Raw genomic sequence first — 12,638 nt, forward strand, 5'->3', positions numbered from 1 at the left:
TCTTTTTCAAAAACGCTCTATTTTAAGTACGTTTCCATTTAATCACATATTTTTCACTGATATCGACCAGCTTCATACCTAGAAGACTGATAATCGACACCAGAATAATAATGGCAAACATAGTATCATATTGAAACAGTTTCTTGGACTGAATCATGTAGACACCTAGTCCTTCAAAACCTCCCAACCACTCAGACACCACGGTTGTGATAAAGGCGTAGGAGACACTGACCCTCAGACCTGCATAAAAGTAGGGCAGACTGACCGGGATTTTAAAATGCCAAAGGATTTGCCAAGGGTTTGCTCGCATCAGACTAAACAAGGTCAGCATATCCTTGTCACAATGCCTAAAACCGTCCAAGATACTAACAATGATAGGGAAGGTTGTCGTCAGAATAATCAAGACAATCTTGGGTAAAATCCCATAACCCAACCACAAGACCAAGATAGGCGCTATGGCAATGGTCGGAATGGTCTGGATAACCACCATCATGGGATAGATAAGATCATTGAGCCAAGTTAAACTGTCCATAAGCACTGCCATCAGACAGGCAATCAAGACTCCTAAGACTAGACCTAGCAAAGCCACTCTCAAGGTCGCCCAGCTATGGTGCCAGAGAAATTCTCTGTCACGAGCAAAGGCCTGGAGAATTTCAAAAGGGGTTGGCAGGATAAACTTGGGTAAAAGTTTGAATATTCCCGCTAACTGCCAGATTGACAAGACTCCTAGAAAACCAAATAGACTAATGTGACGTCTCAGTATACTTTTCAAGTTTCTCATCAATACTTAGAATCTCTCCTACATTTATTTTGACATTGGCAAAGACATTATCTGCCTCCTGCCCTGCCACTTCTAGCGCGTCTTTGAGAATGCGCATGAGCTCATCAAACTCCCCTTCCAAGACCGTTTCAAAGGGTGTCACCACCATGGTCACGGACTGAGCTTGCAGATAAGCAATAACCTGATCGATAATAGCAATTCGATCAATCCCCTGTGATAAGGGCAAGACTTGCAAGGCAATGCTTGCTTTCATAAAGACCTCCTTTTCTCAGGTTTCCTTTTGACAAAAAGAAAACCCCTTCCATATATGGAAAAGGTGCAGAATTCGGCTAAGTATCGTTCCCTACGCTGGCATTACCCAGATCAGGTGCGGTCGAAGTTTAACACTTCCTCTCAGACTGTACACAGACTCCCATATCTTATATGGAAATATAGTAACGCAAATACAAGGAAAAGTCAAGGAAAAGTCAAGGAAACTGCTTACAGAAAACTATGAAAAAGAGTTTGAAGGCAAATGCTTCAAACTCTTTCTTAACTTCCTTATTTAGCCTCGTACCAGGTTGCCCCTTCATTTTCATCTGCGATAAGGGGAACACTGAGTTGGATGGCTTCTTCCATGGTTTGTTTCACTAATACTTTGACGGCTGCTAGTTCTGATTTCGGAACCTCGAGGACGATTTCATCGTGCACTTGCAAGAGCATCTTGGTCTGATAACCGCCCGCTACTAAAGCCTTATCTAGTTGTATCATAGCAATTTTGAGAATATCTGCTGCAGATCCCTGGATAGGGGAGTTGATAGCTGTCCGCTCTGCAAAACCACGAATGTTAAAGTTGCGCGAATTAATATCTGGCAACTCACGACGACGCTTGAAGAGAGTCTCTACATAGCCCTTATCACGCGCCTCATGCACCACCTCATCCATGTAGTTTTTAATACCTGGGAAGCGTTCAAAGTAAGTGTCAATGTAGGCTTTGGCTTCCTTACGGCTGATGCCCAGATTATTAGACAAACCAAAGTCTGAAATCCCGTAAACCACTCCGAAGTTCACAGCCTTGGCATTACGACGGTCATTTGGAGTCACATCCTCAGGACGTTCAATTCCAAAGACCCGCATGGCCGTCGAGGTATGGATATCTGCTCCCTCTTGAAAGGCCTTAATCAGATGCTCATCCTTAGAGATATGAGCCAAAACGCGCAACTCAATCTGTGAATAGTCCGAGCTGAGCAGTACACTATCCTCCCACTCTGGCACAAAAGCCTTACGAATGAGACGGCCTTGTTCCAAACGCACAGGAATATTTTGCAAGTTTGGATCCACACTAGACAAACGCCCAGTCTGAGTCAAATCCTGCACATAGCGGGTGTGGATCTTGCCATCATCCAAAATCCAGTCCTGCAAGCCAATCACATAGGTAGATTGAATCTTAGCAATCTGACGGTAGTCTAGAATTTTTTTAACGATTGGGGCAATAGGAGCTAAGCGCTCTAACACATCCACGGCTGTTGAGTAACCTGTCTTGGTTTTCTTGGTGTATTCTAGAGGAAGACCGAGTTTTTCAAAGAGAAGGACGCCCAACTGCTTAGGCGAGTTGATATTAAACTCCTCACCAGCCAGTTCGTAAATCTCTTGAGTGAGTTGCTCAATGACGACCTCATTTTCAGCCTGCATCTCAAGTAGGGTTTCTTTTTCGACCTTGATCCCAGCGATTTCCATCTTAGCAAGGACAAAAGCCAGAGGTTGCTCCATGTCATAGAGGAGATCTAACTGTCCATGTTCACTGAGTTTTTCAAGTAAAACCGGCTCAGTCTCAACCAATACTGCAACCTTGCGAGCCAAATGCTCCAAGAATTTCTCTCTCTCAGGGATGGCTTTCTTGACACCCTTGCCGTAGAAGGTCTCATCGTCGACTATGTAAGTCTGACCATAAAGACTCGCAATGGTTGAAATTTCATTATTCTCGACAGTAGAGAGAAGGTATTTGGCCAAACGACTGTCAAAAGCAGGAGCCTGCAAATTCAAGCCCAAGCGATTTAAAAGAACCTTCGCTTTCTTAAAGTCATACACTTTTAGAGGTGTTTTTTCTAAAAATTCCTTGAAAAACGGCTCCTGCAAGAGCTCAAGTTTGTCTGTAGCGTAAAGTTTATCTCCGCAAGACCAGGCAAAACCAACCAAGTCATCTGTATGGTAGTTTTCCCAAAAGAGTTCAAAATGGAAGATAGAGTCGACACTCAGCATGTCTTGACTGACTTGGTCAACAATAGTGAAGTCCAAGCTCTCAGGCGCATCCGTTGACGAAATATTTAAAGCTTGTTTGAGCTGTTTGAAGCCCATCTCCTCGTAGAATTTCCCGAGATTTTCCACATCTGGGCCATTATAGAGCAAATCATCAAGGCCAATCTCAATCGGTGCATTTGTCTCAATAGTCGCCAAGGTTTTAGACAGGAAGGCTTGTTCCTTGTCATTGATGAGATTTTCCTTCATCTTAGAAGCCTTCATCCCATCGATATTTTCATAAATACCCTCTAGCGATCCGTGTTCTAGCAAGAGCTTGATGCCCGTCTTTTCACCAATCTTAGTGACGCCAGGGATATTATCAGACTTATCCCCCATCAGGGCCTTAAGATCAATGAACTGAGCTGGCGTGAGGCCCATCTTTTCCATGAGATAGTCCGGCGTAAAGGCCTCAAACTCAGCCACACCTTTTTTGGAAATCTCGACCACCGTATGCTCGTCCGTCAACTGGATCAAATCCTTATCTCCACTAACGATTGTCACATCAAAAGAATCCTTCTCAGCTAAACGACCTAGGGTCCCGATGATATCATCGGCTTCATACTGGGCCAACTCATAATGGCGAATCCCAAGATGGTCTAACAACTCACGAATGAAGGGGAATTGCTCACGAAACTCATCTGGAGTTTTAGCACGGCCACCCTTGTAGTCTGCATACATCTCTGTTCGGAAAGTCGTCTTACCTGCATCAAAGGCTACCAAAACATGACTGGGCTCAACCCGCTCTAAGACATGATTCAACATGAGTTGAAAGCCATAGATTGCATTGGTATGAAGGCCATTAGCATTTTTAAAACGATCCAACTGCTGATAGAGCGCAAAAAAAGCTCGAAAAGCAACTGAAGATCCATCAATTAATAATAATTTTTTCTTGTCCATACACCCATTATAAAGGAAAGCAAGGAAAAATACCATCGGAAAGAGCTGAAAAACGTGGACTTGTCCCTATTTCACCATAAAAAAGAAAAGGACTATTCAAATCCTTTTCTTTTATTGATTTCATGCGATTTATTTGTTTAATTTTCTCTTTGCAAATGGTAGCAAACCAAGAAGGAGACCAACAAATCCTAGCGATGCGATTGCTGAAGCATCTTTGCTTCCTGTATTTGGAAGGAGTTGTTCATCCGTTGCTGCAGGCGCTTTGTAGGTACGATCTTGTTTCGTTCCGAGAGTAGGATTTGTAGCCAAAGGAGCTACACTGCCAGTGTATTCTGGAACTTCATTTACTGCAGGTTCAATCTTTTCAGCATAGGCTGGAATAGTAGTCACTGCCGGAGCACCACTTTCTGCATAAACTGGAACATTTGCTAGGGCTGGGGCACCACTTTCTCCATAAGGAAGAGCATTGTTTACTATTGGTGTACCGCTTTCTCCGTAAGCTGGAACATTCACTACGGCTGGGGCGCCACTTTCTGCATAAGGCAGAGTATTGTTTACTATTGGTGTACCGCTTTCTCCGTAAGCTGGAACGTTCGCTACGGCTGGAGCGCCACTTTCTGCATAAGAAAGAGTGTTGTTTACTATTGGTGTTCCGCTTTCTCCGTAAGCTGGAACGTTCGCTACGACTGGAGCGCCACTTTCTGCGTAGGCTGGGAGTTCATTTACAGCAGCTTCTACCGCATTTACACCTTTGTTGTATTCTGGCAACTCTGCAGTTGCAGCTTCTACTGCGTTCACCCCACCTTTAAAGTCTTCAATTTCAAGAACAGCTGACATAACACTACTTAGAATCTTAACAGCATCCTCATAGTCTGCTAAAGCTTGTTGCAAGTCTTTGACTTGACTATTCTTGTCACCAGAAACTTGTAAACTTGATAATTGCGCTTTAATCTTGGCAGCTTGCTCTTCTAATTTGCTTAGCTCAAGTTTTTTCGCATTACTATTTTCTTCCGCCGCTTCCTTGTCAGCCGCAGTGAGTTTAGCTTGGTCTTGGCTTGAAAGTTGAGATTGAGTTTTTGCTTCGGCCAGTGTCACCTGATCGCTGTCTTCTGCCAAGAAATCATCTAACAAGTCTGAGGCTTCGATGTCGCCATCTTCGATGGCTTTCAAGATGGCTTCCTTGCCAATCACTTCTTTAGCCGCCTTAATCGCCGCTTCCTTATCAGTGATAGTGACATCTTTGTTGATGTCGTCGATTGTCTCTTTTTCAATTTTTTCTAAGGTAGCGATTAAATCTGAGCGAACTTTTGCTGCTTCTTCCGCCGCTCCCTTATCTGCTGCTGCAAGTTTTGCTTGGTCTTGGCTTGAGAAATCTTCTTGGCTCACCGATTCGGCCGGTGTTACTTGTTCACTTTCTTCTTCCAAGAAATCATCTAGCAAATCTGACGCTTCGATATCGCCATCTTCGATAGCTTTCAAGATAGCTTCCTTACCAATCACTTCTTTAGCTGCCTTAATCGCTGCTTCCTTATCAGTGATAGTGGCATCCTTGTTGATGTCGTCTATGGTTGATTTTTCGATTTTTTCTAGGGTAGCGATTAAATCTGAGCGAACTTTTGCTGCTTCTTCCGCCGCTCCCTTATCTGCTGCTGCAAGTTTTGCTTGGTCTTGGCTTGAAAGTTGAGATTGAGTTTTTGATTCGGCCGGTGTTACTTGTTCACTGTCTTCTGCCAAGAAATCTGCCAATAAGTCGGACGCTTCAATATCTCCTTCTTCGATGGCTTTCAAGATGGCATCCTTGCCAATCACTTCTTTAGCCGCCTTAATCGCTGCTTCCTTATCAATGATAGTGGCATCCTTGTTGATGTCGTCTATGGTTGATTTTTCGATACCTTCAAGGGCAGACAACAATTCGCTGTGAGCCTTTGCTTCTGTAGCTTGTTTAGCCTCTTCTTTCTTAGCTTCTTCCGCTGCTTCCTTGTCCGCTGCAGCAAGTTTAGCTTGGTCTTGGCTTGAGAAATCGTCTTGACTCAGCGCTTCGGCCGGTGTCACCTGATCGCTGTCTTCTGCCAAGAAATCATCTAACAAGTCTGAGGCATCAATGTCACCTTCTTCGATGGCTTTCAAGATGCCGTCCTTGTCAATCACTTCTTTAGCTGCCTTGATTGCTGCTTCCTTATCAGTGATAGTGGCATCTTTGTTGATGTCGTCGATTGTCTCTCTTTCAATTTTTTCTAGGGTAGCGATTAAATCTGAGCGAACTTTAGCTGCATCAACCTGAGCCTCTTTATCAGCTTCGTCTAACTTAGCTTGGTCTTCATCTGTGAATTCTGATACAGGTTCAACTACTGTTTTGTGCTCGCTCGTATCTGCTGGCCAGTCTACAATAACATCACCAATCTCCAAATCCTCATCTGCGATAGCCTTCAAAAGGTCTTCTTTACCGATCTCTTCTTTGGCTTCTTTGATGGCCGTTTCTTTATCGGTGATTGAAGCGTCTTTTTTAATATCTTCAATTACAGCATTTTCAAGAGATGCTAGGGCTTGAACCAGAGCATCCGTCGCTTGAGAAACTTGTTCTTTGGCATCTTTTTCAGCCTGGTCTAGTAGAGCCTTCTCCTCAGTAGATAATTTTTTATTAGTTTGAGCTTCAGGACCTGTTACCACAGCCTTATCTTCTGCACCTTCTGGCAATTCAGCGATGATATTATCTAGGCTGAGCTCTCCAGACTCAAGAGTGTCTGAAATATACATCTTACCGATATATTCCTTCACAGCTTCAGTTGCAGCCTCTTTGTCCTCAATTGCTTCCTTATCCTTAATATCACTAATAGCCTGTTCCTCAAGTTCATCCAAAGCCTTCATCAACTCTTCTTTGGTCATTTTAGCTGGATTTGTCGCACCAGGATTAGCTGGACTAGCGTTTTCTGATCCCTTTTCAGTTTGAGCACCGCTCTCCCCTTCTGTTCCAGCTTGTGGTTGTGCAGGAGCAACTGCCTGCTCTTCTGCTTTCCCTTCATCTGCCTTAACTACTGAAGGCTGTGAAACGAGTACACTAGCTCCCAATACAGCTGCACTTGCTAAACTTGTTAAAATAACTTTCTTCTTGTCCATTAGACAAAGCCCCTCTTATAGTTTTTTAATATTATTATATTATACTACTTAATGAGCGTCAACTAATTTGTTATAGCTTTTAAAATTTTATAAACAAGAAGAAAGTCTGTACGATGTTTAAGAAATACTTCCTGTTCTTACCCCATCACTGTCGAGTCTGTGGCCATCAATAATCGTATTAACAGCTAAGGCTCCCGAAGCATCGACATAGTAATATTTGCCCGAGACTTGGAACCATTGACTAGCTTTCATCCGACCAGATTCCTCTAAGTAATACCAAGTTCCCTTGTCTTTAAGCCAGCCCGTCTGCATCTCACCCGAAGCCTTCAGGTAATACCAGTAAGAGCCATCCTTAATCCAGCCAGTTGACATGACCCCATTTTCTTTTAAACGATACCAATTGCCATTGACCTTTTTCCATCCAGTCGCTAGCTTACCATTCTCTCGGTAATACCAACTCCCTCCTTCTTTTTTCCAGCCTTTTTCTGTATTGCTTAGCTCTGCATACTGCACATATCTTCTAGAACCGCTATAAGACAAATAACCGAGCCACTTATAACCATCCTTTTCAATAACCTGGTCATAGCTCACACTCTCACCAGCATAATAGTAGTCAATAACCTGTCCTGTACTTGACGGTTGGTCCATAATAGGCGATTCCCCCGTGAATACTATTGTCCCACTAGACGGAAGTTCTGAGCTACGAGCATTCTCACCCGCACTATGGCTAGCAGATAAATCCCTGAAATGAATAAAACCTGTCATCGAACTAGCCTTGACCTTTCGACGGTTATACTTTTCTCGAACCCCATAATTATACTCTTCGATCTCAATCGTATCCCCTGATACATTTGATACCCAGGCCACGTGCCCATAATAACCTTCTGTCGACCAAGCAATAGCCCCAACTTCTGGCTTAGTATCCACACGATAACCTTCACGACGAGCACGATGCCCCCATTCATTCGCATTTCCGTAGGCAGGAGGAATCTCAAAGCCATTTACACTACTCAAACGAAAGGCTGCAAAAGACGTACACTGGCGAGAATACATCCGCCACTGATCGATTTCAACACTACCATTTTTGTAGTGAAGCGGATAGTCATCTCCACGCGCTACACTGTCAGCCTGAACCGATTCCCCACCAAACAAAAAAGCACTCGTAACCAACAAAGTAGCCAGCCCTACACCCAACTGAGTACATTTACTCTTCTTAACTCCTGATTTAAAAAACGTCATTCATTCTCCTTAATAATATAAATTTCCGAGGTTACCCTCGTTTATACTATTCGGGAGAAAAAGAAAAAAGTGAGCAAAGCTCACTTCATTTTATGATTCTTGGTCTAGATAGCGAATCAAGTTCTTTTCTGTCAAGATATCTGAGTAGGTGAAGGATTCAACATAGACATTAGCTTGTTTATCTCCTTCAACATCCCCAAATTCAACGATAAATAGAGATGGATAAACCTCAATTAGCTTACCCAATCGATTTTTTTGGCGCTTACGGCCATTCTCCAAAGTCATTTCAACGACTTGTCCCTCATGTGCCTTGATCTCTTCTTTTATTTTTTTCATCTTGGCTACATCTGTAAATGCATCTGACATCTTATGCCTCCCTCTTTGAGATACTTGAAAATTTATTGTATTCTTTTTGGAAAATCAATTCCACCGTTCCGCGAGCTCCACTACGGTTTTTCTCGATGATAACCTCTACCTTGTTATTTGGAATTCCTTCCTCTTCTTCACCCGCACGATCATAGTAGTCGTCACGGTATAGAAAGGCTACGATATCCGCATCCTGCTCGATAGAACCCGATTCACGAATATCAGACAAGACTGGTCTCTTATCCTGACGCTGTTCCACTCCACGAGATAACTGACTAAGAGCAATGACTGGAACTTTTAGCTCCTTAGCTAGAATTTTCAACTGACGAGAAATTTCAGAGACTTCTTGTTGGCGGTTCTCACGACCAGTACCTGTGATAAGCTGTAGGTAGTCAATCAAAATCAAGCCTAGATTGCCTGTTTCTTGAGCCAGTTTGCGTGAGCGTGAACGAATTTCCGTGATCCGAATCCCTGGTGTATCATCGATATAGATACTCGCGTTGGCTAGATTCCCTTGAGCAATGGTATACTTTTGCCACTCCTCATCAGTCAATTGACCCGTACGGATAGAATGAGACTCCACCAAGCCTTCGGCCGCCAACATACGGTCTACTAGACTTTCCGCACCCATTTCCAGCGAAAAGATAGCAACCGTCTTGTCCAACTTAGTCCCAATGTTCTGCGCAATGTTCAAAGCAAAGGCCGTCTTACCAACCGCTGGACGAGCCGCTAGGATAATTAGTTCTTCCTCATGGAGACCTGTCGTCATATGGTCCAAATCTCGATAACCCGTTGCAATACCTGTGATATCCGTTGTTTGTTGTGACCGAACTTCTAGGTTTCCAAAGTTGATATTTAGAATATCTCGGATATTCTTGAACCCACTACGATTGGCGTTTTCGCTAACATCAATGAGTCCCTTTTCAGCCTGAGCAATGATTTCATCTGCAGGCTTAGAAGCCTCATAGGCTTGGTTGACAGACTCTGTCAACTTGGAAATCAAGCGACGTAGCATAGCCTTTTCCGCTACAATTTTAGCATAATACTCCGCATTAGCTGAAGTTGGTACAGAGTTGACAATTTCAACAAGGTAAGACAAGCCACCAATATTTTGCAGATCTCCTTGGCTATCCAAAATCGTCCGAACTGTCGTCGCATCAATCGCTTCCCCACGATCCGACAAATCTACCATCGCTTGGAAAATCAACCGATGAGCATACTTAAAGAAGTCACGAGAATCAATGTATTCTCGGACAAAAACGAGCTTACTCTCATCTATAAAAATAGCCCCCAGAACAGATTGTTCTGCCAAAATATCCTGAGGTTGAACTCGCAGTTCCTCTACTTCTGCCATCCGACTTTCCTTCCTTTTACAATCTTGTCAAGAAGTTGTAAACTTAACCTTCTTTTACACGAAGATTGATGACGCTTGTAACATCTTGATAGATCTTCACTGGTACATCAATCAAACCTACTGCTCGAATTGGTGCTTGCACTTGAATATTGCGTTTGTCAATCTTAATACCAAATTGCTTTTGCAATTCTTCTGCAATTTTCTTGTTAGTGATGGAGCCAAATGTACGGCCATCTGGTCCAACCTTTTCAACAAACTCTACAACCGTTTCTTCTGCTTCAAGCTTAGCCTTGATGGCTTTTGCTTCAGCAATCATTTCAGCATGAGCCTTTTCTTCTGATTTTTGTTTTCCACGCAACTCACCCACTGCTTGAGCAGTCGCTTCCTTGGCCAAATTCTTTTTAATCAGGAAGTTTTGAGCATAGCCTGTTGGCACTTCCTTAATTTCACCTTTTTTTCCTTTTCCTTTAACATCTGCTAAAAAGATTACTTTCATTCTTCTTTCTCCTTTTCTTTTAGTTCTTCCAAGATTAGCTGAGTCAATTTTTCTCCTGTTTCTGACAAACTCATATCCTCGATTTGTGCAGCTGCTAGATTAAAGTGGCCTCCACCACCCAGCTCTTCCATAATGCGTTGCACATTGATTTTACTACGACTTCGAGCCGAGATAGAGATAAATCCTTGTGTATTTTTTGCTAGAACGAAGCTGGCTTCAATGCCAGACATAGCTAACATAGCATCGGCAGCCTTACTGATTACAACCGTATCATAAGCGGTTGAGTCCTTAGCTTGGGCAATCAAGATATCTGAACCTAGCTTATGACCTTGTAAAATGAGTTCATTTACCTCACGGTATTCTTCAAAATCTGTCGCAGCAATCTCCTGGATAGCAATACTGTCACTTCCCCGTGTTCTCAGGTAGCTAGCCACATCAAAGGTTCGGCTCGTCACGCGAGATGTAAAATTCTTGGTATCCAGCATCATACCAGCCATCAAAACACTGGCCTGCATACGACTCAAACGATTTTTCTTAGAATTTTGGAACTGAATCAATTCTGTGACCAACTCACTCGCACTACTTGCCCCACTTTCAATATAAGTGATAACGGCATTCTCAGGGAAATCCTGATCACGTCGATGATGGTCAATAACAATAGTTTGAGTGAACAAATCATAAAAATCTTTTGACAAAGTCAAAACCGTCTTGGAATGATCCACCAGAATCAATAATGAACGGTTTGTAACTAACTTCATCGCATCTGTAAGAGATAAAAGCTTCGTGACATCTTCCTTCTTCAAGAACTGAATAGCACGTTCGATATCTGCTGGCATATGGTCTGCATCATAGACAGCATAACTGTTCTCAATAATATTACTTGCAAACAACTGCATACCAACAGCAGAGCCCAAAGCATCCATATCTAGATTTTTATGACCGACTACAAAAACTTGGTCAACACTTCGAATCTTATCAGAAATGGCTGTCATCATGGCTCTGGTACGTGTACGAGTACGTTTGATAGATGCAGCAGTTCCTCCACCAAAGTAGACAGGATTCTTGGTTTCGTTATTTTCCTTGACCACCACCTGGTCACCACCGCGAACTTCTGCTAAGTTCAAGTTGAGCAAGGCAATTTTCCCTATCTCTTCATGGTTTCCATCACCATAAGAAAATCCCATACTTAAAGTTAGGGGTAGCTGCCTCTGTTTTGATTCTTCTCGGAAAGTATCAATAACGGAGAATTTATCATTCATCAATTCCTCTAGTACCGTGTAATCTGTGAATACATAAAAACGATCCATCCCCACACGGCGAGAAAACATAGCATACTTACTAGCAAATTCTGAAACAAAATTAGCTACAAAGCTATTGATATGGCTGATATCAGAGTCAGATGTCGCATCCTCCAAATCATCATAGTTATCTACTGAAATGACTCCAATGACTGGACGGCTAGTTACCAATTCGACAGTTGCTTCATATTCCCCAGAAACATCAAAGAAATACAAAACACCCGAAGCCTTGTCCATATGGACAGCATACCGTGTTTCGCCCAAGGTAGCATACGAACCTGGATTTCCAACGGAAGCCTTGATGATGGTTTGAATTAACTCAACATCAATTTCCCCTTCTTCAGTAGTCAAAATTAGCTCAGCATAGGGATTAAACCATTCCACTTCTCCGCTTGATAAGTCTAATTTCAGGACTCCCACCGGCATTTGATCAAGCAAAGTACTCAAGCTATTTTCGGCTTGGTGATTTACATATTGGATTTGTTCAATTTCGCTCTTTTCATACTGTTTTTTTTGCCATACAAATAAAAGCAGATAAAGCAGTACAAATAAAAACAAAACAGTGATTGTTACAGCAAGATTATGTGAAAAAATAATCAGCAAAGTTAAGATTCCGAAAGTTGCAAGTCCTAGCCAGACTGCAGAAAACGGGATTAAATTATTTTTTTTCATTCTAAACCTCTTGCGCATTATTATATCACAAAAACCCTTAAAAAGCGACCTTTTAAAAGATGCAAGCACTTCTTTCATGATTGATTTCTTCTAACCTCAGACACAAAAAGAGGAGAGAATCATCACCCTCCTACCTACGTGTTC

At 42.6% G+C, this 12,638-nt stretch carries 9 protein-coding genes; all 9 read right to left on the minus strand.

The features are described 5' to 3' along the window. Positions 1-22 precede the first annotated feature (22 nt). The 9 genes from B7714_RS04025 to B7714_RS04065 all read right to left on the minus strand — a co-directional run bounded on the left by B7714_RS04025 (position 23) and on the right by B7714_RS04065 (position 12,494). Entirely contained in the window at positions 23-781 is a 759-nt protein-coding gene (locus B7714_RS04025; protein ID WP_162284800.1) for an ABC transporter permease, read from the minus strand. Further along, positions 744-1,034 (minus strand): thiamine-binding protein, encoded by a 291-nt coding sequence (locus tag B7714_RS04030; protein WP_084859709.1) that lies wholly within the window; start codon positions 1,032-1,034, stop codon positions 744-746. Before B7714_RS04030 ends, B7714_RS04025 begins: the two co-directional genes overlap by 38 nt. Positions 1,035-1,321: 287 nt before the next feature. Beyond that, positions 1,322-3,955 (minus strand): DNA polymerase I, encoded by a 2,634-nt coding sequence (polA, locus tag B7714_RS04035; protein WP_084859740.1) that lies wholly within the window; start codon positions 3,953-3,955, stop codon positions 1,322-1,324. Between the two features lie 129 nt (positions 3,956-4,084). Next, positions 4,085-7,069: an SIALI-17 repeat-containing surface protein gene (locus tag B7714_RS04040; protein WP_084859710.1), complete on the minus strand. Its 2,985-nt coding sequence runs from the start codon at positions 7,067-7,069 to the stop codon at positions 4,085-4,087. Between the two features lie 117 nt (positions 7,070-7,186). Next, positions 7,187-8,308 carry a CHAP domain-containing protein gene (locus B7714_RS04045; RefSeq protein ID WP_084859711.1) on the minus strand — a complete coding sequence of 374 codons (1,122 nt, stop codon included), beginning with the start codon at positions 8,306-8,308 and terminating at the stop codon, positions 7,187-7,189. A gap of 90 nt (positions 8,309-8,398) precedes the next feature. Next, positions 8,399-8,674 carry a Veg family protein gene (locus B7714_RS04050; RefSeq protein ID WP_001278166.1) on the minus strand — a complete coding sequence of 92 codons (276 nt, stop codon included), beginning with the start codon at positions 8,672-8,674 and terminating at the stop codon, positions 8,399-8,401. 1 nt (position 8,675) lies between these two features. Then, the gene (gene dnaB / locus B7714_RS04055; RefSeq protein ID WP_000852476.1) at positions 8,676-10,028 is read right to left on the minus strand and encodes a replicative DNA helicase; all 1,353 of its coding nucleotides are present in this window, start codon (positions 10,026-10,028) and stop codon (positions 8,676-8,678) included. Between the two features lie 43 nt (positions 10,029-10,071). Beyond that, positions 10,072-10,524, minus strand: a complete 453-nt coding sequence (gene rplI, locus B7714_RS04060) for a 50S ribosomal protein L9 (protein ID WP_000864211.1) — start codon at positions 10,522-10,524, stop codon at positions 10,072-10,074. Beyond that, the gene (locus tag B7714_RS04065; protein WP_084859712.1) at positions 10,521-12,494 is read right to left on the minus strand and encodes a DHH family phosphoesterase; all 1,974 of its coding nucleotides are present in this window, start codon (positions 12,492-12,494) and stop codon (positions 10,521-10,523) included. The genes rplI and B7714_RS04065 overlap by 4 nt, the downstream gene beginning before the upstream one ends. Between the last annotated feature and the right edge of the window lie 144 nt (positions 12,495-12,638).

Origin of the sequence: Streptococcus oralis subsp. oralis, from assembly GCF_002096595.1 — a bacterium.
Classification (GTDB): domain Bacteria; phylum Bacillota; class Bacilli; order Lactobacillales; family Streptococcaceae; genus Streptococcus; species Streptococcus oralis_D.

Excerpts from the sequence above, each read along its gene's own strand:
- B7714_RS04050 (WP_001278166.1), bottom strand. The coding sequence starts at position 8,674 with ATGTCAGATGCATTTACAGATGTAGCCAAGATGAAAAAAATAAAAGAA.
- B7714_RS04040 (WP_084859710.1), bottom strand. The coding sequence starts at position 7,069 with ATGGACAAGAAGAAAGTTATTTTAACAAGTTTAGCAAGTGCAGCTGTA.
- polA (WP_084859740.1), bottom strand. The coding sequence starts at position 3,955 with ATGGACAAGAAAAAATTATTATTAATTGATGGATCTTCAGTTGCTTTT.
- B7714_RS04065 (WP_084859712.1), bottom strand. The coding sequence starts at position 12,494 with ATGAAAAAAAATAATTTAATCCCGTTTTCTGCAGTCTGGCTAGGACTT.
- B7714_RS04045 (WP_084859711.1), bottom strand. The coding sequence starts at position 8,308 with ATGACGTTTTTTAAATCAGGAGTTAAGAAGAGTAAATGTACTCAGTTG.
- rplI (WP_000864211.1), bottom strand. The coding sequence starts at position 10,524 with ATGAAAGTAATCTTTTTAGCAGATGTTAAAGGAAAAGGAAAAAAAGGT.
- B7714_RS04025 (WP_162284800.1), bottom strand. The coding sequence starts at position 781 with ATGAGAAACTTGAAAAGTATACTGAGACGTCACATTAGTCTATTTGGT.
- dnaB (WP_000852476.1), bottom strand. The coding sequence starts at position 10,028 with ATGGCAGAAGTAGAGGAACTGCGAGTTCAACCTCAGGATATTTTGGCA.
- B7714_RS04030 (WP_084859709.1), bottom strand. The coding sequence starts at position 1,034 with ATGAAAGCAAGCATTGCCTTGCAAGTCTTGCCCTTATCACAGGGGATT.